Source organism: Myxococcales bacterium, assembly GCA_016720545.1.
Taxonomy (GTDB): domain Bacteria; phylum Myxococcota_A; class Polyangia; order Polyangiales; family Polyangiaceae; genus JAAFHV01.
On the sequence record JADKKK010000006.1, the window covers coordinates 24,044 to 49,976 of the forward strand.

The window sequence follows — 25,933 nt, forward strand, 5'->3', positions numbered from 1 at the left end:
ACAAGGGGACCGCGTTCAGCGGCGGAGCGCCGCGTCGATCGCGTAGAGCGGCGCGTCGAGCCCCTTCGAGGGCCACTCGGCGAGGTCCCGCGGGGCCCGCTCGAAGGCCGCGATGAGGAGCTCGTTCACCGCCGGCTCGAGCGCCAGCCTCGCGAGGGGTGCGTCGGCGCGCGTGGGCAGCCGCAGCAGAGCGTGGCGCTCGGGCACGAGCATCGCCTCCAGCCGGTCGTAGAGGGCGCTGTCGCCCAGGGTCACGAGCAGCCGCGTCTCTGTGTAGAATGCATGAAACGGCCCGTGGGCGATCTCGAGCACGTCCCACGTGGGCGGCTCGTCCACGCCAAGGCCCTCGACCCACTTGAGGCCGAGGCCACAGTCGAGCCCTCGCTCCCCCGCCTCGCCCGACGTCACGAACGCGACGCGCGTGCCCGCGGCCAGCGCGAACCTTGGGAGCGCGGCGATCGCCGCCCGCGCGCCCGCCGCGGCGGCCTCGAGCTCCGACGGCAGGGCGGCGAGCGCGGCGGCGGGCAGCGGCGCCCCCGCCACCTCGTGGGCGAAGAGCACCGCCGCGAGCATCGCGACCGGCGGCCCCACGACGCGCAGCAGCGTGCCCGACTCTTCCGCGGGAGCGAGCGTGAGCACGCGCCCTCCGCGCGCGACGAAGCCTTCGAGGAGCGGCGACGAGGCCGGCTCGCTCGTGAAGAGGGAGGCGCTCGCGAAGCTCGAAGCGCTCGCGAGGGCCAGGCGCGCGTTGGGAGAGAGCCCCTGAGAGAACACGCAGAGGGTCTCCCCAGCCTCTCCCGTCTGGCCCGCCGCGCCCGCCGCGCGCGCCACCACGCCGCCGTGGACGAACGCGGAGAGGGGCACGAAGCGCGCGCGGAGCCCGAGCGAGCGGAGGGTCGCGACGAGCAGCCTCGCCGGCCCCGCGCTCCCGCCTACCCCCGTCACGGCGTAGGACGCGCCGCTTGTGGGCGAGACCGCGCCGGGCAGACCGCGCGCCGCGAGCGCGGCGAGCTCGGGTACGACCTGCGCGAGCCGCGCGCGGAGCTCGGCGGTGGCTACCTTCGAGGGAGGCTCAGGGCTTCTTTGGCTGGCCATCGGGGTCGAACTTGCGCGCTTTCATGACCTCGAGATACCCCACGAGCGCGTCGAGATCGGCCTCGCGCAGATCGGGGTGCGGGGGCATGTTGCCATAGCGGAGCGACAGCGGATCACGAATGTAGGTCTTCACCTCGGCCACGGTGCGGTACTCGAGCACGTTCTTTGGCACGTTTAGCTCGGGCCCCACGCGGCCGCCCTCGCGGTTGATCGCGTGACACCGCACGCACCGGTCGCGAAACAGGCCGAACCCTACGACCGCCAGCGAGCCCGGCGGCGCGCCCGTGGGCACCGTGTGCGGGAACGTGCGCTCGAAGCTCGCGCGCTCGATCGTGGCGAGCTGCCAGGGCCGCGGGTGGGTCTCCAGGTTCTGCTGCCCCGGCTCGCGCCACACGAGGTAGAACGGCGCGGGGTTCGCGCGCTGCGGGCCGATGGGCTCCCACCCCGGCACCTCGACGTCCTCGTACGCGAGATACGCGCCCGGCTCCGTGGAGAGCGGCGGCCGCAAGGGCACCGTGTAGCCGTCCTTCGCGCGGAGCAGGAGCTCGCTCGGCGCGCCGCCCGCGTCGGCCGTCCCTTTGGCCCCCTCGAAGCCCACGCGCAGCACTTCCGCGAAGCGGAGCGCGCGGAAGGTCTTGGGCTTCTTGTAATACGGGTCGAACACCGTGAGGGTCTCGGTGGGGATCTCGCGGCGCAGCTCCGCCAGGGTCAGCTCCCGCGCCGGCCGGCCCTCGACCACGAACGCGAGCTTCGCGTCGGCCGACGACGGCGCTGACGACGACGGCGCTGACGACGACGGCGCTGACGACGACGGCGCTGACGACGACGGCGCGGGGGGGTCCTTCGAGCACGCGGCGAGGGCGCACCCGAGCGCCGCGACCAGGGCGCGCCTCGCGCGGTGCCCGCGCGCGTGAGCCGTCACGGCATCACGGAGGGCTTGGCGAACCGGCGCGCGAAGCGGATCGAGTCGGGGTACGGCGGCGACTCCTCGGGCTCACCTGCGCGGAGCTTGTCTTGCTGGGCTATCCAATACCAAGCCTCGGCGAGGTCTTTGTGGAGCTCGAGGAAGATCTGCCGAGGGCGCCCGGGCGGCAGCAAGAACTGCGGAAACTGCTCCGGGAACACGTCGTTCGGCTCGACCGAATACCAAGGCTCGCCGGCGTACTCGTCGGCGTCGTCGCGCGCCTTGGGCATGGTCCTAAAGCGGCAGTCGGTTAGATACACGATCTCGTCGTAGTCGTAGAAGATGACCCGGCCAAAGCGCGTGACGCCGAAGTTCTTCAGCATGAGATCGCCAGGGAAGATGTTCACGGCGGCGAGCTCCTTGATGGCGGCGCCGTACTCGCCGAGCACCCGACGCAGGCGCTCTTCGTCGGCGGTGGCCACGACCATGTCGAGCGGCGCGAGGCGGCGCTCGATGTAAAGGTGCTTGACCAACACGTGAGTGTCGCCGATTTCCACGGTCGTGGGCGTGAGCTGCCTCATCTCCTCGAGGAGCTCGGGGTCGAAGCGGTCTCGCGGGAAGCGCAGGTTCACGTACTCGAGCGAGTCGGACATGCGGCCCGCGCGGTCGTGGTGCTTCACCAGGCGATACCGCTCCTCGACGAGCTCGCGATCCGCGTCCTTCGGGGGCTGAAACCAGTCGCGAATGACCTTGAACACGTACGGGAAGGACGGCAGCGAGAACACGAGCATGACCATCCCGCGCGTGCCGGGGGCGACGACGAACGGATCGCTCGAGTGCTTGAGGTGCCAGAAGAGATCGCGAAACAGCAGGGTCTTTCCCTGCTTCTGGAGGCCCACGAGCGTGTAGAGCTCCGAGCGCGTGCGCCGCGGCACCACGGTCTCGAGGAACGCCACGTAGGCCGACGGCACCTCCATGTCGACCATGAAGTAGTCGCGCGCGAGGCTGAAGAGCCGCCCCACTTCTTTGGTGTCGAGCAGGATGGTGTCGACCACGATCTCGCCGCGCGGGCTGCGGCGGAGCGGCACGACGAACGGCACCACGACGTTGCCGCGGAGGGCGCGCCCAACCACGTAGGCGGCGCTGCCGCGGAAGAACGGGGACCGGAGCACGTGGAGTTGGAAGTTCTCGGCGTGCTGCCAGCCCTCGGGGAAGTGCTCGGCGACGACCCGCATGAGGTAGCCGGTGTCGCGCTCGAGGTCCTCGAAGCCGCGCGACTCCTGCCCGAGGCCCGTGTCCAGCAACACCCGCCGGAGCGTGCCCTCGAGGTCGACGCTGCGCGGGTAGTAGCAGCGGTAGGTGGGCTCGTCGGGCTCGATGTGCTCGGTAGAGATGGCCGGCCGCGAGAAGATGCGGTCGTTCTGTTGGTAGGTGGCGTCGAGCACCCGCGTCGCCACCGAGTTGTAGAAGGTCTCGGCGCACTCGGGCTGCTTGTGCTCGTAGAGGAGACCGATGTACGCGACCTTCACCTCGCGGAAGAGCGCGTCGTCCGCCGCGGCGTCGCCGAAGCGCGCGCGCACGCCCTCGACGGCCTCGCGCACCCGCGCGTCGTACATGTCGATGCGGGTCCGCACCGCCTCGCGCACGGCCGCCCAGTCGCCCCGCACGAAGCGCCCGCGGGCGCCACGCGAGAGCTCGCGGAAGAGGCTGTAGTGGCGGTCGAAGCCGTCGAGGATGGTCTGCGCGATGTCGAGGACGAGGCTGTCGCTCATCGCGCCAAGGTAGCAGAGCCGCCGCGCGGCCCGCGCGCCGCTCGCGGACCACGGGGCTCACCGCCCGGGCGCGCGAGGCCGACTCGCTTGACGCCGTGGCGGGAGGCGTGTAGCCAACTGAACCGCGATTCATTCTCGAACGCGTCCCCGACCAAGGGTCGTACCCACCCGTGCAGGAGAACGTCATGGCCGTCGATATCAAGAAGCTGTTCAACGAGGAGCTCCCGGCGTCGCTCGCCAAGAACGCGGAGGACGCGAAGACCATCGGCGCGAAGTACCAGATGAACATCACGGACGAGGGCGAGTGGTCCATCGACGTGTCGGCCACCGGCCCGTCCTGCGTCGCCGGCAACGGCCCCGCCGACTGCACGATCACGATCGCCGCCGAGGACTTCCAGAAGCTCATCGAGAACCCCCAGGCGAACGGCATGCAGCTCTATTTCGCGGGCAAGCTCAAGGTCGCGGGCAACCAGGTGCTCGCCATGAAGCTCCAGAAGCTCTTCGGCTACAAGTGAGCTGAGTCGAGCTCACCCGAGCTCACGGAGAGAAGGCCCCGCGCGACTCGATCGCCGCGGGGCTTTTTTCATGGCGCGCGGGCGGCCTTCGCCAGAGACTCGGCCCATGCAGCCCCTCCAAGGCGTCAAGGTCCTCGACCTCACGCGCCTGCTCCCTGGCCCGTTCGCCTCCCTCGTGCTCGCCGATCTGGGCGCGCAGGTCGACAAGCTCGAGGACGCGCAAGGTGGCGATTACATCCGACATATGCCGCCGATGATCGGCGAGCAGTCGGCGCTGTTCCTGGCGCTGAACCGAAACAAGCGGAGCGTGGTGCTCGACCTGAAGCGCCCGGCCGCGCGCGACGCGTTCCGCGAGCTCGTGAAGGGCTACGACGTGGTGTTCGAACAATTTCGCCCCGGCGTGCTCGACAAGCTCGGCCTGTCGCACGCCTCGCTCCTGGCGGAGAACCCGCGCCTCGTGGTGTGCGCGCTCACGGGCTACGGCCAAGACGGCCCGCTGGCGAAGCGCGCGGGGCACGATCTGAACTACCTGGCGCGGGCGGGGCTGCTCGGCTTCCAGGGCCCCGCCGAGGGTCCGCCGCAGGTGCCCGGCGTGCAGCTCGCCGACGTGAGCGGCGGGCTGTGGAGCGTGCTGGGCATCCTCGGGGCGCTCTACGAGCGCGAGCGCACGGGTGAGGGGCAGGTGGTCGACGTGGCGATGGTGGAGACCAGCCTCGGCTTCGCCACGCTCGGGTACGCGGCCTCGCTCGCGGGCCAGACCGCGCTGCCCGGCGGCGACGCGCTGACGGGTGGCATCGCCCCGTACGGCACCTACGCCACGAAGGACGGCAAGGCGATGACCTTGGCCGCCCTCGAGCCCAAGTTCTGGCTCGGCTTCTGCGCCGCCGTGGGCCTCGAGCCCGACATGGGGGCGCTCATGTCCGGGCCCCACCAGGTGGAGCTCAAGGCCCGCGTCGCGGCCCTGTTCGCCGAGCGCACCCGCGACGAGTGGGTGCAGTTTGCAAGCGAACGCGACGTGTGCCTCGAGCCCGTGCTCACGCCGGAAGAGGCGGCGGCCGATCCGCACCTCCGCGCGCGCGGGGTGTTCTTCGAGCTCGACACGAAGGGCGGCCCGATCCCCCAGCTGCGCCTCCCGCTCACCCCGCGCGACAAGGCGCACACCGCGCCGCCGGGGCAAGGCGAGCACACGGTGGAGATCCTGCGCGAGGCGGGGCTCAGCGAGGAGCGGATCGCGGCGGCCACGGCGCGGTAGCCGCGGCCCACGCCGTGGTAGCGTCGCGTCATGGGGCTTGTGGCGGTCGCGTTCGGTGCGATGGTGGTGTCGCTAGGCCTCTTCGCGCTCATCGTTCGGTTCTCGCTGGTGCAGGTGCGCGCGAGCGAGGCGCTGGTGGTGTACGCGCCCGGCCGAGAACCCCAGGTCTCGTTCAAGGGCAGGCTCGTCCTGCCGTTTCAGTCGCACGAGGTCGTCGATCTCTCGGCCAAGGAGATCGTGCTCGACCGACGGGGTCGGAGCTCCCTCCGGTGCTGCGATCGCCTCCGCGCCGACGTCGTCTTCGCCGCGAGCTTGGCGGTGAACCCCACGGCGGAGGACGTGCTCCTCGCCGCGCGGGCGCTTGGCGCTGGCCGAACCTGCGAGCTCCTCGCCGTACAAGAACGATTCGCGACGAAGCTGGGAGCGGCGCTCGCGGAGGTAGTCCTGCAGGTCGATTACGACGCGCTGGTCTCACGCCGGGTCGAGGTCGCGGACAGGTTCATCGACGTCGTCGGGCGCGATCTCGACGGGTACACCCTTCGGGAGGCCCACTTCCGCGAGGTCGCGCAGACCCCAATCGAGCTGCTCGATCGCCACGACGTGCACGACGCCGCCGCGATCCGCGCGGTGACCGAGCGCGCGGCTTTGGAGAGCGAGCGCACGCGAGAGCTCCGCGAGGCGGTCGTGCGAAACGAGAACGGCGCAGCGGTCGAGGCCGCCGCAAGGCGCGTCGCAGCGACGCACGCGGCGAGCGGCTACCGCGACGACCTCGCGGCCGCCGAGGCCCGCGTCGAGGCCATGAGAGACGACCTCGCAGAGGCCGAGGGGCTCCTCGCCGCGCTCCGGGGGTGATCCCCTGCCGAGACTGCCGAGGCGCAAGAATGAGCCCCGATCGGGCACGGTCCCCTTCCTCCCGCGTCGTGTACCCTGAGCAGTCCATGCGGTGGCGCGTCATCCAAGCCCTCTTCGCGCTCTCCGGCGCGTGCGCCCTCGCCTACGAGGTCGTGTGGGGCCGCTGGCTGGTCACGGTGCTCGGCGGGAGCGCGATGGCCACCAGCGCGGTGCTCACCGCGTACATGGGCGGGCTCGCGCTCGGCGCGTGGCTCTTCGGAGGCTACTCGCGCCGCAGCGCGGCGCCGCTCCGCGACTACGCGTTCGTGGAGCTCGGCGTCGGGCTGCTCGCGCTCGCGTTCCCTCTGCTCGCCGAGCGCGTGCTCGGGATGCCGCCCGCGGTGCGAGGCGCCGCCGCGATGGTCTTCCTGCTCGCGCCCACCCTGCTCATGGGCGGCACGATCCCGCTCGTCATGGCGTGGTCCGCGGGCGAGCGCCTCCGCCACGAGGAGACGCTGGGGCGCTTGTACGGGCTCAACACGGTGGGGGCCGCGGTGGGCTGCCTGGGCGCCGGGTTCGTGCTGATCCCCAAGCTGGGGCTCCAGCTGAGCAACATCGTCGCGGTGATGGGCAACCTCGTCGTGGCGCTGGTGGTGCTGTTCGTGCACCGAGGGACGCGCTCGCCCGTCGCGAGCGGAGACAACGCCGACGCGATGGCCGACGCGACGACCGACGCGACGACCGAGATCCCGGCCCCGACGCCTGCCAGGACGCCCGCGCGAGAAGAGCCGCGGGCGCTCGACCTGCGCGTCCTGCACCTGCTCGCCTTCCTCTCGGGCTTCGCGACCCTCGGCCTCGAGGTCGTGTGGATTCGCCTCCTGCGGATCACGCTCGGGAGCACGACGTACGTCTTCACGCTCGTGGTGGCCTCGTACGTGCTGGGGATCGGCCTCGGCGGGCTTCGCTCGGCCAAGGCCGCCGTGGGGACCACGGGCGCGGCGGGGAGCGACGAGGAGGTCCCGAGACGCCTGGCGCAATGTCAGCTCGCGCTCGTGGGGCTGCTCGCGCTGCAGTTTGCGCTCTTGCCCAAGACGCCGGCGCTCTTCAACGCGCTACGGGCGGCGGTCCCGGGGTGGGACGGCGCGCTGCTGGGCTCGGCGGTGTTGTGCGTCGTCGCCCTCGTGCCGGTCGCCTCCGTGTCGGGGCTCACCTTCCCGCTGCTCGGCCGGCTCTACCTCGCGCGCGGCCACCTCGGGCGGCAGACCGGCGTGTACTATGCAATCAACACGCTCGGCGCCGTCGCCGGCTCGCTCCTCACCGCGCTCGTGCTCGTGCCGACGCTCGGCTCGGCGCGCACCTTCGCGCTGCTCGCCGGCCTCGGCGTCGTGGGCCTGGTGGTGTACACGCGGCACGGGTGGAGCCGTCCGCCGCGCACGTTCGCGGCGGCGTCGCTGGCGGTCGTCAGCGCGGGAGTCGCGCTCGCCGTCGCGCGGCCGGGCTGGACACCGGCGTACCTCGCGCACGGAGCGTACCTGGCGCCCCGGAAGGAGCGCGTGGAGACAGTGGTGTTCGCCGAGGGGCGGAGCTCGACTGTGCTCGTCGAGAGCTTCGGCGGTCAGCTCGGCATGGCGGTCGACGGCAAGCCGGAGGCGAGCACGGCCTACGTCGATCGCGCGAACCAGATCTTGCTCGGCCACCTGCCCGCGCTGCTCGCGCCGCGCGTGGACCGCGCGCTCGTGGTCGGCCTCGGCTCCGGCATGACGCTCGGCATGCTCACGCAGCACTCACCCAAGGAGCTCGAGCTCGTGGAGCTCGAGGCGCGTATGGCCGACGCCGCGCGCTGCTTCGGCGACTGGAACCACCACGTGATGGAGCGCGGCGGGTTCCGGATGATCGTGGACGACGGCCTGAACTACCTCGCGTCCACCGATCGCCGCTACGACGTCATCACCTCCGACCCAATCCAGCCGTTCTTTCGCGGCGCCGCGGGGCTCTACACGACCGAGTTCTTCCAGCGCGCGAGCGAGCGGCTCGCCACCGGCGGCGTCATGGCGCACTGGCTCCCGCTCGCCAACATGACCGTGGCCGAGTTCCGACTCATCGTGCGCACCTTCATCGCCGTCTTCCCGAACGCGCGCCTCTACTGGACGGGCGGGTTCGCCGACACCCTCCTCGTGGGGAGCAACGGGGCCTTCGAGGGAGGCGTGAACCCGGCCGCGTTCGAGCGCGCGAAGGGCGATCTCCAGGGAATCTACATCGACGAGGCCGCGCAGATGGACTCTCTCCTCATCGCCGACCGCGACGTCCTGCTCTATTGGTCCGGCCACGGCCGTAAGAATACGCTCGCGTTCCCGCGGCTCGAGTTCAGCTCGCCGCGGAGCGTGTACGCCAACACCGTGGACGGCAACATGGCCGAGCTCCTCGTCATGCGCCGCGCGATGGACCGCGACGACCCCGCGTGGCGCCTCGGCGACCTCGTGCTCGCGTACCGCGCCGAGCTCGAGCACATGGGCGACGCGGTGACGGCCGACCGCATCCTGCTCACCGCGCTCGGCTGCCCCGAGGCCGCCGCCCAGTGCGCGCCCGCGCGCAGGTCGGGCCTCTTGCGCCGCATCTTGTTCGAGCGCGCGCTCGCGCAAGGCGATCGGGCCCTCACGCGGGCCGCCGCCGAAGACAAGGCGCGCCACGCGTGGTGGTCGGGGCGCTTGCCCCCGACGATGCCGGTGAACCCCGGGCTCGTGCGCGCGCTCGAGTCCTACGAGCATGCGCGAGCGCTGGCGGCGCTGGCCGCGCCGGCGCTACCCGACGAGGTCGCCAAGGTCGCTCAGCGCGCCCAGTCGGTCGCCACGGCCTTCCCCCCCGACACCGCCGAGGCGCTCCGCGCGAGAGCGCTCGCCGCGCCCTGACCTGGCGGCGGACGTCAGTCGGGCGCGAGCAGCGTGAGGAGCTCGTCGCGCTCGGCGTCGGTCGGCTCGGTGTTCCTGAGGAGCCGCTCGATGAGGTCGTCGCCCAGCGCGGAGGGCTGCTCCGAGGCCCACGCGGCCAAGCACCGCGGGTGGAGATACCCGGGCCCGCGGGTCATGAACGCGCCGGCGTCGACCTCACGCTCGACCGCCACACGCCACGCGCCCTTCTCGAGCTGCGCCGCGCACTGCATACACTTCGCGCGGCCCGTGGGCGCGCGATCGGCGTGGGGCAGCGGGCGGTCTCGCCCCGTCTTCTTCGGCGCGCTGCGGATGAGCGCCTCGAGCGCTTCACGCTCGGGGACCTCGCCCTCGTACGCGGCCAGGGCGTCCTGGAGGCTGCTCCCGAGCTTCTTGGCGGCGCACTCGAGGTGCCAGTACCGGAACGCCTGCTGGTCGGCGCCCGGCATGACGTACGACTCGGCGAAGCGAAGGATCCCCTTCGCGATGGCGACCTTGCACCCACGACAGCCCGCCCTTCCAGAGGGGGAGACCTCGATCCGCATGGGCGAGGAGGGTAGCGCGCCCGGCGGCGGCGTCGAGGGGGTCGTGGGAAGACGGCACCTCCGGCTGTGCCTCCAAGCACCGCCGGCTGTGCGGGCAGCACGCGCCCTTCGCGCGCGCTACCTGCGCGGCGGTCGCTTGAGTGGCGCGCGGACGAGCGTCGCGTCGTCGACCGGGATGTCACCGTAGTCGTCCTCGATGCGGGAGCGGAGGCTCTGCACTCGCGGGTCGACCGGCTGGTCGTGGTTCGTGTCTTGCTGCTCCCACTTCTCCTTTTCCTGCTCCCACTCGGGGGGCGCGGTGGTGATCGTGGTCTCGGCGTCCCACTCGGAGGCTGCCTGCGGGGCGCGCGACGCGGGCGCTTGCTGCACGCTCTGAGGAGGCTGGGGAGGCTCCGGCGGCGGGACGTAGTCGCCCAAGATCTCCTCACGCGAGATCACGTAGGTGGGCGCGTCGGAGAAGTCTTGGTTGACGGGCCGCGCGGGGCGCGGACCCATCGGCAGCGTGGGCGCGGTGGCCTGCTTGCTCGCGGTGCGGGGCTGCTCGTTCGTGGGCCCCGTGTCGAGCTCCGTGGGGCGCCGCGAGTGCACGCCGCCACCGGACGACGGGTGCTTCGGCGACGCCACGCCGCCGCCGGACGACGGGTGCTTCGGCGGCGCTGGCATCGCGCCACCGCCGGACGACGGATGCTTCGCGGCGGGCGGCATCCCCGAGCCCGCGAAGGGCGCGCGGAGCTTCTGCTCGCTCGACGGGGGTGACGGCGCCGGCGGCATACGCTGGGTCTGCCAGCGGGGCTCGTCCGGGGCGGGCGACGGGCGCGGCGGAGCAGCCATCGGGGCCATCGGCGGCGGCGCGATCGACGCGGGGCGTGCGGGCGAGCCCGCGGCGGGCCGCACGGCGGGTCGCGGCGGCATAGGCTGCTGCGCAGGCGCTGGCGGCATGGCCTGCGGGGCCTGCGGGCGCGCGAACGCCTGCGGGACCTGCGGGACCTGCGGCTGGAACGGCGCCGGCTGCCCGTGCGGGTAGTACGGCTGCGGAGGCTGGCCGTACCCTTGCTGGAGCGCGGGCTGAAACCCCGACGACGCGGGGCCTTGGCCTTGGGGCGCCGAGGGCGCGTACGCTTGTGGCGCCGGCTGCGCCGCGCCGCCCTGCACGTAGCGCCCGAGCGGCGCCTGCTGCGCGGCCTGCGGCGGTGCACCTTGTGGAGAGGGCGCTTGCTGCGCGAACGCGGGCGAAAAGGCTGGCGGCTGACCGTGGTACCCGGGAGCCTGGAAGCCTTGCTGCGGGAAGCCTTGCTGCGGAAATCCCGGCTGCGGGAAGCCTTGCTGCGGAAATCCCGGCTGCGGGAAGCCTTGCTGCGGAAATCCCGGCTGCGGGAAGCCTTGCTGCGGAGCCTGCTCTGCGCGAGCCTGCGCGGCGGCGGCCTCGGCTTGGAGGTGCTTGCCCACATGAAGGAGATCGCGCCGCATCGCCGCCGCGGTCGGGTACCGCTCGTCGCGGGCGCGGGCCATCGCGCGGCGGAGGATCGGCTCGAACGCGGCCGGCAGGTCGGGTCGTCGTTCGCGCGCGGGCCGCGGCGACTCGGTGAGGATCTGGAGGAGCAGCGCGTTGTAGTTCGGCGCGAGGAACGGCCGACGACCCGTGAGGCACTCGTAGAGCATCACGCCACACGCGTACACGTCGACCCGCGCATCGAGGCTGCGCTCGCCCCGCGCCTGCTCGGGCGACATGTAGTACGGCGTGCCCATCACCATGCCGGTGCGGGTGAGGTCGAGGGGCTCTTCGGGGCCGCCGGCCATGCCCTTCGACACGCCGAAGTCGAGGATCTTCGCGACGGGATCGGCGTTGGTGCGCCGCGCCAGGAAGATGTTCTCGGGCTTGATGTCGCGGTGCATGATGCCCTTCTCGTGGGCGGCCATCAGCCCCGCGAGCACCTGGCAGAGCACCTCGACCACTTCCATGAACGGGAGCCCACCGGCCTTCTTCACGCGGTCGGCGAGGTTCTGGCCGTGCAGGCGCTCCATCACGAGGTACGGGCAGCCGTCCTCGAGCCAGCCCATGTCGTACACCTCGCAGATGTTCGGGTGCCCGATGCCGCCGGCGGCGCGGGCCTCCTGCTGGAAGCGCTTGACGGTGTTCTTCTTCTTGGCCTGGATCGGGTTCAGCACCTTCACCGCGACGTGGCGCTCGAGGCCCAGGTGCTCGGCCTCGTACACCACGCCCATGCCGCCCGCGCCGAGCACCGACAGCACGCGGTAGCGGTTGCCCAGCACCTGCCCGATGAGCGAAGGCTCTTCGGTGAGGGGCTCGAGGACCGCTGGCACGCTCGAAGAGAACCCGGTGGACGGCGAGCGAGGCAGCGTCTCGCGAGGGGCGGGCTCGGCCGTGCGGATGCGCCTGCCCGTGGTGGGGCAGACAGCGGCCTTCGCGTCGTGCGGCGTCCCACAGTGCGGACAGCGAACGAACCTCTGACTCATCGAGCTCCCACCTACGACTCCTCATCGAAGCGTATGCGACTCCTGTCGAAACAGAAAGGCGCACTTTCGCGGGCGCGTCCCGTGACGGGCCGGGGACGTCCGGGTCGGCGGTGGCAGCGACCCGCGTGGTGGATCTGGCGGCGATCGCCGGGTTCCGAGCGGGCCGGCGCGCCCACCCTCTCGGCATGCGCCGTGCGAGCGGGCGCACATGGACGCCATCTGGCTGCTCTCTCTCTCGCTCGCCGGCGGCGCCCTCGTGCCGGGCGCGCCCGCGGTGACGCTGGGTGTGCTCGGCGTGGCGGCGGCGCTCGTCGCGCTCCGCGGCCGGCGGGCGCTGGCGATCGCGCTGCTGGCCCTCGTCGCGGTCGGGGCCCTCCGCGCCTCGCGGGCGATCTCTCGCCACGCGACGGCCGAGCGCGCCGCGCCGCGCGCGCTCGCCGGGGCGCCCCGCCTGGTGCGCTGCAGCGTCACGGGCTCGGTCGCGACGTCGCCGACGCGGGCGACCGGGGCGAGCGGCGGGACCACGGCCGACGCGAGCGTGCGCCTCGCGATCGAGGAGGTCACGCTGACGTGCGAGGGCGAGAACGCCGCCCAGCCAACGGCGCTCGCAGGTCGCGTGGTGCTCCACGTCCCCTGGGCCGAGGGCGAGGCGCTCCGCCGGGGCGATCGGGTCGAGGCGTTCGCCAGCCTCGCGCCGCCGCAGCGGTTCGTGGTGCCCGAGCTCGGCGACGACCGCGCGTCGCGCGCACACGGCGGCGTGGTGCTCTCCGGGGGCGCCGTGGATCTCGTGCGCCTCGCGGAGGGGCGCGGCCCGCGGGCGTGGATCGACGAGGCACGGCGGCACGTGCGCGCGCGCATCCTCGCGACCTTCCCACCTCGCGCCGAAGCGCTCGCGCGAGCGCTCGTGCTCGGCGAGAACGATCTCGCCCCGGACGACGCCCGCGACTTTCGCGACGGGGGGCTCTCCCACCTGCTCGCGGTCTCCGGAATGCACCTCGTGCTCACGGTGAACGGCGCGGTGCTCGCGCTCACGGCGCTCTTCTGCCGGGTGCGCTGGCTCGCGCTGCGCGTGGTGCCGCGGCGGCTGGCCTCGCTCGTTGGCCTCGTAATATGCTGGATCTATTGCGATTTTTCCGGATCGAGCGGCTCCGCGGTGCGCGCCGCGTGGATGCTCTCGGTGCAGCTCCTGGCCGCCGCGCTCGGGCGGCGCGTACGGCCGCTGCGGGCGCTCGGGTGGTCCGTGCTCGTGATGGCGCTCGTCGAACCGCTCGTCGCGGTCGACGTCTCGTTCGCGTTGTCCGCCGCCGCGACGCTCGGCCTGATCGGCCACGCTTCGCTCTCGGGGCGTCTGGGGCCCAGGCTCTCCACGCACCTCGCGCGGGCGCCCGCGCCGGCGCGTTACGTTGGCCAGAGCCTCGCGACCACGCTCGCGGCCACCGCGCCTTGCGCGCCGATCCTGCTGCGCATGGGCCCGGCCCTGTCGCTGGGCTCGCTCCTCGCGAACGTGATCGCCGTGCCGCTCGGCGAGGCCGCGGCGCTGCCCATTTGTCTCACCCACGCGCTGCTCGCGCCCCTGCCTCGCGCGGAGCGTGGGGCGGCGCTGGCGGGAGGTGGAGCGCTGCTCCTGGTGGGGCGGCTCGCGCACCTCACCGCGACGAGCCGGCTCGGCCGAGTGGCCCTGCCGCGCCCCACCGACACCCAGCTCGGGTTCCTGGTGCTCCTCGCGTTCGCGGGGACCGGCGCGGCGCGCGCCGGCTCTTCGCGCGGGACAGGCGCCTCCGCGGCGCGCGCGGCGCGACTCCGAAGCCTCCAGCGGGCGGCCCAGGTGTCCGCGCTCGCCGGCCTCGCGCTCGCGGAGGTGCACGCGCGGCGCACGGGCGCGCCCCGAGGTGCGCTGCGGGTGACCTTCCTCGACGTGGGGCAAGGCGACTCCGCGCTGATCGATCTGCCCTCGGGCGAGGCGGTGCTCATTGACGCGGGCGGGCTGGTCGGCAGCGCGGTGGACCCTGGCGAGCGGGTGGTCGCGCCGTTGCTCCGGGCCCGGCGACGGAGCGCGCTCGCCGCGGTGATCGTGTCCCACCCTCACCCCGACCACTTCATGGGGCTCCGCGCGGGACTCGAGGCCGTGCGTGTCGGCGAGGTGTGGGATACGGGCGAGGCGCGTGCGACCGCGCCCAACGCGCGCCCGGGCCCTTACGGCGCGACGGCCTACGTCGCGCTGCTAGGCGAGCTCGAGGCGCGCGGCGCGCGGGTGCGGCGGCCCGACACGTTGTGCGGGACACACGAGATCGGCGGCGCGGAGGTCACGGTGCTCGCGCCATGCCCCGCGTTCGCGGAGGACCGCGGCACGAACGACAACTCCCTCGTGCTTCGCGTGCGGTTCGGCGACCGCGCCTTCCTCTTCGTCGGGGACGCGGAGCACGCCGAGGAGGGCCTCCTCCTCCAGCGGGCGGCCGACGCGGCGGGCTCGCTCCGGGCCGACGTGCTCAAGGTGGGGCACCACGGCAGCCGGACGTCGTCGGGTGACGCGCTGCTCGACGCGGTCGCGCCCCACCTGGCGGTGGCCTCGTGCGGCGGGCGCAACCGCTACGGGCACCCGCACCCGGTGACGACCGAGCGCTTCCGCGGGCGAGGGATCGCGCTGCTCCGCACCGACTGCCTCGGCACCGTCTCGGTCAGGACCGACGGCCGTTCGCTCGAGGTCGCCGCGACCGCCGGGGACGGTCCCTGCCTCTGATCGACGCGTGAACGGCCTATCAGGGCCACCACGCAACTTCCGGAGAACGCGCGGCTCATCCAGCGATCCATCCCGGCGCGCCCGTGCTAAGCGTCCGCCATGTCGAAGACGATTCCTCTGGAGCTCATCGAGCGACTCCCCAAGACCGATCTCCACGTCCACCTCGACGGCTCGCTGCGCCTCTCGACCATCCTCGACCTCGCCGAGAAGCAGCGCGTCGAGCTTCCGGCGAACGACGAAGACCGCCTCCGCGCGGCGATGAACATCGGCCAGAACTGCGAGTCGCTCGTCGACTACCTAAAGGCGTTCGACGTCACGCTCCGCGTGATGCAGACCGCCGACGCGCTCACGCGCATCGCTTACGAGCTCGCCGAGGACGCGGCGCGCGAGAACGTCCGCTACATGGAGGTGCGCTACGCCCCCATGCTGCACACCCAGCGGGGGCTGAAGCTCACGGCGGTCGTCGAGGCCGTGCTCGAGGGCCTCCGCGCCGCGCAGGAGCGTCTCGGCATCGAGTCGGCGGTGATCATCTGCGGCATCCGCAACGTGTCACCCGAGAGCTCTCTCGAGATGGCCGAGCTGGCCGTGGCCTACAAGGGCCGCGGGGTGGTCGGCTTCGACCTCGCGGGCGCCGAATACGACAACCCGGCCAAGCACCACCGCAAGGCCTTCCAGCTCGTGCGTGACAACAACATCAACGTCACCATCCACGCGGGCGAGGCCTATGGGCCCGAGTCGATCGCCCAGGCGATCCACGTGTGCGGCGCCCACCGCATCGGGCACGGGTGCCGCCTTCGCGAGAACGGCGACTTGCTCCACTACGTGAACGATCACCGCATCGCCCTCGAGTGCTGCCCCTCTTCGAACGTCCAGACCAACGCGATCCGCGATCTCCCCAGCCACCCGATCAAGCTCTACAAGGCCCTCGGGCTGCGGGTCACGGTGAACACCGACAATCGCTTGGTGACGGACACCACCGTCAGCAAAGAGCTGTGGCTGTGCCACACGCAGCTCGGCTTCACGATCGCCGATCTGAAGGCGGTCATCCTGTCCGGCTTCAAGAGCGCGTTTCTGCCTTTCCACGTGAAGCAGCAGTACCTGCGCAAGGTCAGCGAGGAGCTGAAGGCTTTCCAAGACGACGGCTCGATCCTCCCGCCGCCGCCGCCGTCGCGCCACGAGCTCGGCAGCGCGGCCCGGCTCGATCTTCCCAAGGCCTGAGCCTACCCTCGCGCCCGACCTCACCCAAGAGCCCGACACTGTTGCGGTTTTCAATGGGTCCGCTCAGCGGGCCCGCTCGAGCCACGCGCCACCCTCGAGGGCGTGGCCGCTATGGCTCGGGCGCGCGGCGTTTGCTATGGGCCGTGGAATGGATGTTCCGGCGCGGCTTCGGGGTGGACGGTACGCCCCGCACGGCCTGTTAGGCGAGGGAGCGCAGGGAGTCACCTACGACGCAGCGGACCTCGAGAACGGGCGCGCGGTGGCGATCAAGCGCTTCGACGTGCGCGGAGCCCGAGGGTGGAAGGACGTCGAGCTCGCGGAGCGCGAAGCCCGTGTCCTCTCGACGCTCGACCACCCGCTCGTGCCCACCTACATCGAGCACTTCGAGGAGGACGGCGCGCTGTACCTCGTGATGGAGAAGATCCTCGGCGAGACGATGGAGGCCGTGAGGCAGCGCGACGGCGCGCTCGACGAGGCAGAGGTCCGCCGCTTCCTGGCGAGCTCCGACAGCGCGCTCACCTACTTGCACGGGCGCGCGTCGCCGGTCGTTCATCGCGACATCAAGCCGCGGAACGTGGTGCGCCGGCCCGACGGGAGCTACGTGCTCGTCGACTTCGGCGCGGTCGCCGAGCTGCTGCTGCGCAAGGGCGCGAGCACGGTGGTGGGGACCGCAGGCTACATGGCCCCTGAGCAGTTTCAGGGACGCGCCCAGGCCAGCACCGACGTGTACGCCGTGGGCGCCACCGCTCTCGCGGCTCTTACGGGACGGGAGCCGGAGACCCTGCCGCACGACGGGCTCCGGGTCGACGTGCGGGGGGCGCTCGGCGATCGCGTGAGCCCGGACCTGGTGGTGGCCCTCGAGCGCATGCTCGAGCCCGATCCCCGCGCACGAGCGAAGAGCGTCGGCGAGGCCCTCGCGGGCGGCGGGCCGCTCCCGGGCCCGCGACCAAGTCAGGCGCCGCCGCGCTCCGCGAGCCCCACGGCGCCCGATCGCGCCGCAGAGGACGCGGCCGTGAAGAGCCTGCGTCGCCTGATGTGGACGATGTGGGGGCTAGGCTGGGTGATCGTGCCGCTGCTCCTGCGACCGTTCGGTCTCCACGCGCAGATCCCCCTCGTGATGTTCGGCTCGCTCGCGGCGCTGCTCTTCGTCACCTGGCAGAAAGGGGCCGTCCTCCGGACGTTGCTCCGGCGCGCGCCCGCGCTCATCGACACGTTCGCGGGCGCGCGGACCGCTGCGCCGGCGAACGCCGCGGAGGGGCCGCGCGTGCGGGTCGACGCCACGAGCGGCAGGGTGCGGGTCGTGCGCGCGGGCCCCGGGGCCACCGAGAGAGACGATGACGAGTACGCCGACACGAACGTCGCGACGACGAACGACGCGCCGAAGAAGAGGCGCCGCGTTCGCTAGCTCAGCTATTGGAGCGCCTCGCGCTCGGCCGCCGCGCGCGCCCCGCGTCAGTCGCAGTAGTGGAAGCCCTTCAGGATCGTGGAGGCCTCGCACTTCTGCCCGGTCCGGCAGCTGGTCGCGGGCGACGCCGGATCGCAGAAGACCACGTCGTTCCCCGTGCAGCTGCTCCTGCAGGTGAGCGCGTTGTAGTACGTGCCGCTCACGGCCTTGTCGCCGCAGCAGAGGCGCGCCGAGGTGGGGCAGTCCTCCGAGCTGTCGCAGTGGATGTCGGTCGACGGGTTGGGGCAGGTCGCCGCCGTGCCCGCTCGGCACTCGAAGCGGTAGTTCGGGATCACGTACACGGCGCAGCAGGTCTGGGTGAGCCCACAGGACAGGCCGGGGCCGCACGTGATGCCAGGGCCCCCGCCCGCGTCGGTGCTCGCGTCGGGGCCCGCGTCGGGGGTGCCAGAGTCGACGCGCGCGTCGGGGCGCCCCGCGTCTACCGGCGGCGGCGGCGGCGGCGGCGGCGGCGGATCGGTGGGCTGAGTCGTGGAGGTGGGCGTGACGGTGCCGGTCGGCGCGGGGGGCACGGTGCCGGTGGTGGTCCCGGTCGGGGTCGACGTCGGCGTGGCGCTGGGATCTCCGCCGGGCCCCGAGAACAGGTCGGTGGCGACAGCGCCGCCGCAAGCCCCGAGGGCGAGAGCGACGAAGGAAAGCGCGACGGCGGAGGCGGCAGCTCGGGGACCCATGGTTCTGACGACTCTGTCACGAACCACCAATTGGGCAAGAGGTCTTCGGCCGCGCACGGACAGTGTCGTTGCCGAACGGGCGTCGTTGCACTACACCCCCGCACCCCATGCCCTCGGACCCGAACCTGAGAGTGAGCCCCGAAGGGGCGAACGGCGAGGTGGCGCCATGAACACCGCGAACGCCGCGCCTCCCGCCGCGGGGCCGTCGATCGACGCGGCGATGGACGCGCTCGAGCAGGCCGCCGACGCCGCCGAGCGTGGCGTCCGCGCGGGCACGTTGCTGCTCGTATCGCCCGACGATCTGCGCGAGGCCGCGAAGCTCGACCGGGTGGCCGTGCGAGCCCGGCTCGACCGCGTCGTGATGGGCGCCGACCCTGAGCTCGGCCTCGACACCCTCCTCGAGAACGGCGCCCTCGGCGCCATCTTCCCGGAGGTGCACGCGCTGGTCGGCTTCGGCGACGGCGAGTGGCGCCACAAGGACGTGTGGAAGCACACGAAGCAGGTGGTGCGCCAGGCCGTGCCGCGCCTCGAGGTGCGCTGGGCCTCCCTGTTCCACGACATCGGCAAGGTGAAGACCCGCAGCATCAGCCCGGAGGGAAAGGTGCACTTTCTGGGGCACGCGGAGGTGGGCGCGCGCATGTTCGACAAGGCCGAGCGGCGGCTCGCGCTCTTCACGCCCGAGCAGGCGCTCCGCGACACCGTGCGCTGGCTCGTGCTCCACCACCTCCGCGCCAACCAATACGATCCCGAGTGGACCGACAGCGCCGTGCGCCGCTTCGCGCGGGAGCTCGGGGTGCACCTCGAAGACCTGCTGTGCCTCGCGCGGGCCGACATCACGACGAAGCGCCCCGAGAAGAAGCGCAAGGGCCTCAGCCAGATCGAGGAGCTCGCGGCGCGCATCACGCGGCTCGCGGCCGAAGACGCCGTGCAGCCGCCTCTGCCCAAGGGCGTGGGAGATTTCGTCATGAAGGCCTTCGGGCTGCCCCCGTCGCGGGTCATCGGAGACATCAAGCGCGCCCTCGAGAAGGCGATCGAGAGCGGGGAGCTCGAGCCGCACCTCCCGAGCGAGGACTATGTGGCCTTCGTCGCCAAGGAGCCAGCGCGCTTCGGCCTCGACCCCGCGGCGAAGCGGCGCGACGCGGCTGAATGAGCTAACCTCGACGGCATGAGAACCCGCGCCCTCGCCGCCCTCGCCGCGACGCTCCTGGCGACCGTCACCGCCACCGTGTCGGTCGGCTGCGGCTCCGAGCCCATCCCGGAGACAACCGCACCGACCGTTGGGCCGAGCGACGCCGCGAGCGCACCCGACACCGCGACCGGCGACGCCGCCCCTCCGCCCGACGCCGCGACGCCCCGCGACTCGAGCGCGCCCGACGCCGCTCCCCCCGTCGACGCCGCTCCCCCCGTCGACGCCGCTCCCCCCGTCGACGCCGCTCCCCCCGTCGACGCCGCTCCCCCCGACGCGGGCGCGGTGACAGCGTCGGTCAAAATTACGAATTTGTTCATGAATTGCATGCCAATCGTCCCGAAGGATCCCATCTCGCTGTCGGGCTCGATCGACGTGACGAACAGCACCCCTGGCACCGTCGGCCCCATCGCGGGCAGCCGCGGCGAGATTCGAAGCGCCGCCGGCGCGCTGCTCACCACGTTCGACTTCACCGCGGCGGTCTCGATCGGCCCGCTCACAGCGGGGCAGACAGGGACGGGCGCCTTCGTGAAGCGCCCCACCTCGGCGGTGCCCGCGGCGCAATGCGCGACGTTGCCATGCAACTCGGACGTCACGGTGAGCGTGGCGCTCACGGGCGCGGGCCTGCCGGCCACCACGGCGCGCTCTACGCCCGTGCGGGTCAACTGCGCGTTCTAACCTCGGCCCGCCTCGCTCGCCTCGCTCGCCTCCGTTCTGCTCGCGCATGGCTCGACCGTTCCGGTGCTCACCTGCTTGGGCTCGCGCATGGCTCCACCGCTCCGATGCTCCGATGCTCCGGCGAAGCAACCCGCCGAGGCGTGCTATGAAAATCACCGATCCAGGGGACTAGCCCTCGACGGCCACGAGCAGGGTAGAGACCAATCCACTCCGTCCCGACTCGCCAGGGCAGAGCCCGGAAACGATGCGGACGCCACGCACCTGACCCTCGACTCGCGACGCGAGCTGCAAATCCGCGCGAACGGTCATCGGCAACATCGTCACGTCCGTGGTGTCGCGATCGTAGTGCCAAGTGCGCGCGTAGACGACGCCGGTGGTCAGATCCCGCACGAGCGGGTCGAACGGCTGCGGCGCGCCGTTCAGCGCAAAGGTGGACACCTCCACCCGATGCCCGGCAGGAATCGGGAGCGCCCCTCGAACGTGAAACACCTCGTCGCGGCTCATGACAGAGCCTCGCACGCGGACCCGACCGATGCCAAGCGTGGCACCCTCTGGAGACGGACGACGAGGCTTTCCTTTCGGCGGCGGTCGGCGCAAGTTTCGGTGGATGAGACCGAACGACCCGATCGAGGAGCTCACGCACGACCATCGACAGCTGACGGAGCTCGTCTTCGTCGTCCGGGCGCGACTCGCCGCGCGCGATGAGGGCGAGGACGGGTGGTCCGCGCTCGTCGCCGCGATCGAGCAGCTCCTGGACGAGCTCGTCACGCACGCCGCACGCGAAGAGGAGGGGCTCTTCCCGTTCGTCGCGGCGAACGCGCCGGATCTCGAGCCGCGCGCGCGAACGCTGCAAGCGTCGCACGACGCGACCTGTGGCACGGTGAGTCGCCTCGCCCATGCGGTGGGGCGCCTCAGCGGAGCGCACGACGAGGAGCTCACCGCGTGCCGCGAGCTGTTCGCGCGGTTCGAAGAGCTCTATGCCCGGCACGCGCAGGACGAAGCCGCGATCCTGGACGAGCTCGACCGCACGCTGAACGAGGCCCAGCGCCAGGAGCTTCGCGCCGCGCTCGCCGGGCTCTGAGCACGGGCCGCCGTGCGGGGCGGACCTCGCGCTTCGGGTGCCAGGGGAGTGCGTCGCAGACAGCTTCGCGCTCGGTTTTTGGGTCGGGTGTGGATGGGGCGCGCGCGGGCTGGAGCAGGCGCCGTGCTACGTTCGCGTGCATGCCGCTCTTCTCCCGGCCCGACGGCGACCTGCTGCGCGACGTTCACCGGGTCCGCGCCCTGATGCCTCACCTGATGCCGGGCCGCACCGAGTCATTCGTCCTCCATGAGATGACCGTAGACCTGAGCCGCACGCTGCCGTTCCTCGCCGAGTTCAACGCAGCGCGGGGCGACGCGCCCAAGGCCACGTTGTTCCACCTCGTGCTGCACGGCCTAGCGCGCGTGTTGCACGAGAAGCCTGGCCTGAACCGGTTTGTCTCGGGTGGGCGATTCTACCAGCGACGCGGCGTGTGGCTCTCGTTCGCCGCCAAGAAGAGCTTCGACGAGCGCGCGCCGTTGCTCACGATCAAGGCCGAGTTCCCACAGGGCGCGGCCTTGGCGGACAGCGTCGCCCGCGTCACGGGCGGCGTGGGCGAGGGCCGCACGGGCCCGCCGCGCCCCGTGGACAAGGAGGCGCGCGTCCTCGCCGCGCTCCCCGCCTTTCTCCTGCGGGCCATATTGGCGGCCGGGCGCCTCCTCGACCGATGGAACCTGCTGCCGCGCGCCATGATCGCCACGGACCCCTTGTTCTGCAGTTGCTTCGTGGCCAATCTCGGATCGGTGGGGATCGACCGCACGTACCACCACCTGTTCGAGTGGGGGAACGCGCATCTGTTTTGCGTCGTCGGCGCGGTGAAGAAGCACATCTTCATCGAGGGCGGCGCCCCCGTCGTCCGAGACGCGGTGCAGTTGTTCTTCACGTTCGACGAGCGGGCGAACGACGGCTTCTATTGCATGCGGGCGCTGGCGACGCTCCGGGAGGCGCTCGAGGATCCGACGGGGCGCGCCGACTCGTAGCCGCGGGCGCCAGCGCGGGGGGGGCGAGCCGCGGGGGATCGCAGATAGACGCATGGGCGCACCCCCGCGGACGGAGTGCGGCCAACCAGCGTGCGATCTTTGATATCGGTTAAGAGCCTCCCGTCGCCCTGCGCCAAGATGAGGCCATGAAGCCCAGGGGCGTGGCGTGGGGGTTGCTGCTGCTGTCGTCGGGCCTCGTGCCGTTCGCGGGCTGCTCGAGCGAGCCGGCAGGCAGTGCGGCCGAGGCGGGGCCCACCCCCACGGGCACGTCGACCGGCACGACGCCCACTCCGGGGGCCGACGCCGGCGCCGACGCGCCGCCCACTCCACCCGCAGACGCGAGCGCCGACGCCCCCGCCGACGCCCCGCCGAGCGGGGGCGCACAAGATCGTGTATACTACAGCAACGCGTTCGGGTTCGCGTATCTGCCGATCGCCGGCGGTGCGCCCGTGGTCGTCGACGCGGATCTGAAGAACGCGCTCCGCGTGCGCCTCTCCCCGGATCGCAAGCGCGTGGCCACGACGGGCGGCTTCGGGGCGACCACGTCGACCGTCTACGACCGCGCGAACGCGAAGGTCGCGACTCTGCCCGGCGTGTTCATCGGCTGGGCCGACAACGACACCGTGCTCTACGGGGCCGCCGGTGGCGTGGGGAACCAGGGCTTCGCCGACCTCCGCCGAGCGCGCTTCGACGGCTCGGGGGAGCAGACCGTGTACCGCACGACGGGGGCGGCGCTCTTCCGCGTCGGCACGAGCCCACTCTCCGCCGATGGAGGCCGCCTCGCGGTCTGGCACATCGACGGGACCACCTATTCCGTGAAGGTCGTCTCGACCACCGACGGCGCCGAGGTGGGCTCGACCTCGGTGGGCGGCGCGTCGAACCCCGTCAATGGGCCGCTCTACACGCGGGACGGGAGCGTCGTGTGGGCCGCCGCCATCAGCCCGACGAGCTACCAAATCGCGTCACCCACGCTGACGGCTCCTCGCACGGTGACCGCTCCCGGCGCGCTCGCTGGCGGCAACGGAAACGGTGCGTTCGCGCCATGGATCGGCGACGCCTTCCTGCTGGGGGCGGAGGTCATCGGCGGTGGCGGCCTACGCCAGAGCAAGCTCTTCGCGGCGAGGTCGGACGGCGCGGCGCCCGTCGAGCTCAGCGGGCTCGGCGTGCTGGGAAACCTGCTCGTGGAGCGCGTGAAGGTCTCCGCCGACGGAGGCAAGATCGTCTACAACCTGGGCAAGATCATCTGGACGGCCAGGGTCGACGGGACTGACGCGCGGCAGCTTGGGGACGTGACCATCGACCCGCAGACGCTCGCCTGGTGACGACCGCCGGCTGAACATCGCGGCGCCCCGCCCGCGGGCGACGACGTCGCGGGGGGCGACTTCATGTTCGCGCCGCAGCGGCTCGACGCCGAACGGGCCCATGTTTGCTCGGGAGTGGGGGTCAGCGGACCATGGCGAGCTGACTCACCCGCTCGACGGGCCTCGTGTGCCCGGCAGGTCGTGATAGGGACTTATCCTTCATGTCCTCTACTAGCTAAGTTTGATCACGAGCGGGGTTCTTTTGCTAGCGAATCCTCTTCCAGGGGACTAGCGACGGACGGCGCCGTGCGGTGTCCCCTCGCCGAAGCCCGCCGCGGTCTGCACGCCGACCACCGCGCGCTCGTGCAGCTCGTCGACCGTGCGCGCTCCCACGTAGGTGAACGCGGACTGCACGCCCGTGATGACGTCGATGAGGATCGCGCCCACGCTCTCCTGCCCTTCGCGCATGTAGATGCGGGAGCTCGAGATGCCCTCGCGGAAGAAACCCTTCTTCGCCCGCTCGAACGCGTCATGGTCGGCGGTGCGCTCGCTCACCGCGCGGCCGCTCGCCATGCCGTAGTTCTCCTTGTAGAGCAGGCCGTCGCGGTCTTCCTTCACGTCGCCAGGGCTCTCGTAGGTGCCAGCGAGCGCGGTGCCCACCATCACGCGCGACGCGCCGGACGCGAGGTAGAGCGCCACGTCGCGCGGGTGCCTCACGCCGCCGTCGGCCCACACGTGCTTGCCGAGGGCGCGCGCGGCCTTGGCGCACGCGAGCACGGAGGTGAACGTCGGGCGTCCCGCGCCGGTCTGCATGCGCGTCGTGCACATGGCGCCGGGCCCCACGTTGACCTTCACGATGTCGGCGCCTGCCTCGATGAGCGCGCGCGTCCCCTCCGCGGTGCATACATTGCCCGCGACGAGGGGCACGGCGGCGCCCACGACGAGGCGCACCGCCCGCAGGGTCTCCAGCATGCGGCGCTGGTGGCCGTGCGCGGTGTCGACGACGAGGACCTCGACGCCCAGCTCGAGCAGCCTCGCCGCCACGTCGGGCGCCTGCGCGGAGATGCCTATCGCGGCGCCCACCATCAGGGTGCCCGTCGGCCCGAGCGCGGGCCGGAGCAGCTCGAGCCGGACCGCGTCGTCCCGCGTCAGCACACCGAGCAAGCGGCCCTCGTCGTCGAGCACGGGCGCCGCCTTCACGCGGGCCTCCTCCATGAGCAGAAAGGCGTCGCGGTTCGAGAGCCCGGCGCGCAGCGCGACGAGGCGCTTGGACATGAGGCGCGCGGCGGGGGTGTACTGATCGCGGTCGCGGAGATCGGCCTGCGTTACCAGCCCGAGCGGTCGCCGCTCGTCGTCCACCACCACGACGAGGTCGTGCGAGCGCTTGCGGATGATGCCCTGCACGTCACGCAGCGTCGCGCGCGGCGAGACCGAAAGGGGCGTGTCGTAGCGAGGATCGGCCGCGTGGATGTGGCGAACGATGCGCTCCACCGTGTCCAGGTCCATGTCCTGCGGCAGGACGCCGAGCCCACCGAAGCGGGCCATGGTCTCCGCCATGCGCTTGCCCGTCACGGCGTTCATGTTCGCCGACACGATCGGGTGCGCGCCGCCCGGAAAGTCCGGCGGAGTGAGGTCGGTCTCGAGGCGCGAGGCGCCGTCGAAGTAGCCGGGCGTGAGGAACACGTCCTCGGTGGAGAGCTCGAGCTGTTCGTCGTGGGCGGGGTGGAGGAAGCGCATTGGTAGATTCAGCTTTCTGCCACGCGAAGGTGGCCGTATGCAAAACCCCTCTCGACGCCCTCGGCCGTCGGGATCTCTCCCGCTCGGCTGGGGCCCGCTACCCGGCGCTCCGACGCCCAGTCTCCTGTCACAGAAAATCGCGAACGACGACCTGCCAAGACCAAAGCCAACCACCGCTGCGCGCGCGCACTGGCGTGCCTGGCCCGCGGCGCGCACGGTGGGCAAGGGCACCGCCGAGGTGTTTGCCCACTACGACCAGTTCGAGGGCACGACCGCGGGGCTCGATGCGCTCTGCCTGCGCTTTGGCGACCGCGTGGTCACCCGCTGGGAGGGGGTGGGAGGAGGTCCCGGGCGTGCTCGACTCCAACGTGATTGGCCTAGTCTCCTGGAAGCGTGATCCCTTCCAGAAGTCGCGCGGCTCGGCCTTTCGCCACAGGGGAGCGAGGGGGTGTCCCGTCTTCGGCGGCGATGGGAGGATACTCATGTTCGAGGGTCGGCGTTCTCGCGCGGTCACACCCGAAACCACTGTCCCCTGAGCGCAAAGCGCCGCCTCCACCGCGCGGAACGACGTC

At 72.0% G+C, this 25,933-nt stretch carries 20 protein-coding genes; 12 read left to right on the top strand and 8 right to left on the bottom strand.

Annotated elements, in window-relative coordinates:
- Positions 1 to 15 precede the first annotated feature (15 nt).
- From IPQ09_13920 to aceK, 3 genes are read right to left on the bottom strand one after another with little or no spacing between them, the layout of a single operon-like run.
- Entirely contained in the window at positions 16 to 1,095 is a 1,080-nt protein-coding gene (locus IPQ09_13920) for a hypothetical protein (protein ID MBL0195300.1), read from the bottom strand.
- On the bottom strand, positions 1,073 to 2,017 hold the full coding sequence (locus IPQ09_13925) for a cytochrome c (protein MBL0195301.1): 945 nt from the start codon (positions 2,015 to 2,017) through the stop codon (positions 1,073 to 1,075). Before IPQ09_13925 ends, IPQ09_13920 begins: the two co-directional genes overlap by 23 nt.
- Positions 2,014 to 3,771, bottom strand: coding sequence for a bifunctional isocitrate dehydrogenase kinase/phosphatase (gene aceK, locus IPQ09_13930; protein ID MBL0195302.1), 1,758 nt, complete (start codon positions 3,769 to 3,771; stop codon positions 2,014 to 2,016). Before aceK ends, IPQ09_13925 begins: the two co-directional genes overlap by 4 nt.
- Before the next feature lie 185 nt (positions 3,772 to 3,956).
- Between aceK and IPQ09_13935 the strand changes: the two genes are divergently transcribed.
- The 4 genes from IPQ09_13935 to IPQ09_13950 all read left to right on the top strand — a co-directional run bounded on the left by IPQ09_13935 (position 3,957) and on the right by IPQ09_13950 (position 9,275).
- Positions 3,957 to 4,286, top strand: a complete 330-nt coding sequence (locus IPQ09_13935; GenBank protein MBL0195303.1) for an SCP2 sterol-binding domain-containing protein — start codon at positions 3,957 to 3,959, stop codon at positions 4,284 to 4,286.
- A gap of 106 nt (positions 4,287 to 4,392) precedes the next feature.
- On the top strand, positions 4,393 to 5,538 hold the full coding sequence (locus IPQ09_13940) for a CoA transferase (protein ID MBL0195304.1): 1,146 nt from the start codon (positions 4,393 to 4,395) through the stop codon (positions 5,536 to 5,538).
- Between the two features lie 30 nt (positions 5,539 to 5,568).
- Entirely contained in the window at positions 5,569 to 6,390 is an 822-nt protein-coding gene (locus IPQ09_13945) for a hypothetical protein (GenBank protein ID MBL0195305.1), read from the top strand.
- A gap of 86 nt (positions 6,391 to 6,476) precedes the next feature.
- A complete protein-coding gene (locus IPQ09_13950; GenBank protein MBL0195306.1) occupies positions 6,477 to 9,275 on the top strand; it encodes a fused MFS/spermidine synthase in 2,799 nt (932 codons plus the stop codon).
- Between the two features lie 14 nt (positions 9,276 to 9,289).
- Here the strand turns inward: IPQ09_13950 and IPQ09_13955 are convergent, their stop codons facing one another.
- Positions 9,290 to 9,838 carry a hypothetical protein gene (locus IPQ09_13955; GenBank protein ID MBL0195307.1) on the bottom strand — a complete coding sequence of 183 codons (549 nt, stop codon included), beginning with the start codon at positions 9,836 to 9,838 and terminating at the stop codon, positions 9,290 to 9,292.
- 117 nt (positions 9,839 to 9,955) lie between these two features.
- Positions 9,956 to 12,313 carry a serine/threonine protein kinase gene (locus tag IPQ09_13960; GenBank protein ID MBL0195308.1) on the bottom strand — a complete coding sequence of 786 codons (2,358 nt, stop codon included), beginning with the start codon at positions 12,311 to 12,313 and terminating at the stop codon, positions 9,956 to 9,958.
- A gap of 208 nt (positions 12,314 to 12,521) precedes the next feature.
- Between IPQ09_13960 and IPQ09_13965 the strand changes: the two genes are divergently transcribed.
- The 3 genes from IPQ09_13965 to IPQ09_13975 all read left to right on the top strand — a co-directional run bounded on the left by IPQ09_13965 (position 12,522) and on the right by IPQ09_13975 (position 17,673).
- Positions 12,522 to 15,050 (top strand): ComEC/Rec2 family competence protein, encoded by a 2,529-nt coding sequence (locus tag IPQ09_13965; protein MBL0195309.1) that lies wholly within the window; start codon positions 12,522 to 12,524, stop codon positions 15,048 to 15,050.
- 99 nt (positions 15,051 to 15,149) lie between these two features.
- Positions 15,150 to 16,268 carry an adenosine deaminase gene (add, locus tag IPQ09_13970; GenBank protein MBL0195310.1) on the top strand — a complete coding sequence of 373 codons (1,119 nt, stop codon included), beginning with the start codon at positions 15,150 to 15,152 and terminating at the stop codon, positions 16,266 to 16,268.
- 148 nt (positions 16,269 to 16,416) lie between these two features.
- Positions 16,417 to 17,673 (top strand): serine/threonine protein kinase, encoded by a 1,257-nt coding sequence (locus IPQ09_13975; protein MBL0195311.1) that lies wholly within the window; start codon positions 16,417 to 16,419, stop codon positions 17,671 to 17,673.
- 47 nt (positions 17,674 to 17,720) lie between these two features.
- Here the strand turns inward: IPQ09_13975 and IPQ09_13980 are convergent, their stop codons facing one another.
- Positions 17,721 to 18,401, bottom strand: coding sequence for a hypothetical protein (locus IPQ09_13980; protein ID MBL0195312.1), 681 nt, complete (start codon positions 18,399 to 18,401; stop codon positions 17,721 to 17,723).
- Between the two features lie 166 nt (positions 18,402 to 18,567).
- Between IPQ09_13980 and IPQ09_13985 the strand changes: the two genes are divergently transcribed.
- Both IPQ09_13985 and IPQ09_13990 read left to right on the top strand, forming a co-directional pair.
- Positions 18,568 to 19,551: an HD domain-containing protein gene (locus tag IPQ09_13985; GenBank protein ID MBL0195313.1), complete on the top strand. Its 984-nt coding sequence runs from the start codon at positions 18,568 to 18,570 to the stop codon at positions 19,549 to 19,551.
- Between the two features lie 15 nt (positions 19,552 to 19,566).
- Positions 19,567 to 20,265 carry a hypothetical protein gene (locus IPQ09_13990; protein MBL0195314.1) on the top strand — a complete coding sequence of 233 codons (699 nt, stop codon included), beginning with the start codon at positions 19,567 to 19,569 and terminating at the stop codon, positions 20,263 to 20,265.
- 168 nt (positions 20,266 to 20,433) lie between these two features.
- Here the strand turns inward: IPQ09_13990 and IPQ09_13995 are convergent, their stop codons facing one another.
- Positions 20,434 to 20,769, bottom strand: a complete 336-nt coding sequence (locus IPQ09_13995; GenBank protein ID MBL0195315.1) for a hypothetical protein — start codon at positions 20,767 to 20,769, stop codon at positions 20,434 to 20,436.
- Between the two features lie 103 nt (positions 20,770 to 20,872).
- Here IPQ09_13995 and IPQ09_14000 point away from each other — a divergent pair, with 103 nt between their 5' ends.
- The 3 genes from IPQ09_14000 to IPQ09_14010 all read left to right on the top strand — a co-directional run bounded on the left by IPQ09_14000 (position 20,873) and on the right by IPQ09_14010 (position 23,645).
- Positions 20,873 to 21,346, top strand: coding sequence for a hemerythrin domain-containing protein (locus IPQ09_14000; protein ID MBL0195316.1), 474 nt, complete (start codon positions 20,873 to 20,875; stop codon positions 21,344 to 21,346).
- Between the two features lie 140 nt (positions 21,347 to 21,486).
- Positions 21,487 to 22,323: a hypothetical protein gene (locus tag IPQ09_14005; protein ID MBL0195317.1), complete on the top strand. Its 837-nt coding sequence runs from the start codon at positions 21,487 to 21,489 to the stop codon at positions 22,321 to 22,323.
- Positions 22,324 to 22,469: 146 nt separating this feature from the next.
- Positions 22,470 to 23,645 carry a hypothetical protein gene (locus IPQ09_14010; protein ID MBL0195318.1) on the top strand — a complete coding sequence of 392 codons (1,176 nt, stop codon included), beginning with the start codon at positions 22,470 to 22,472 and terminating at the stop codon, positions 23,643 to 23,645.
- A 267-nt stretch (positions 23,646 to 23,912) separates the two neighbouring features.
- Here IPQ09_14010 and IPQ09_14015 read toward each other — a convergent pair whose 3' ends face one another.
- Complete coding sequence (locus IPQ09_14015) at positions 23,913 to 25,361, bottom strand: GuaB1 family IMP dehydrogenase-related protein (protein MBL0195319.1); 1,449 nt, start codon at positions 25,359 to 25,361, stop codon at positions 23,913 to 23,915.
- Positions 25,362 to 25,933 lie beyond the last annotated feature (572 nt).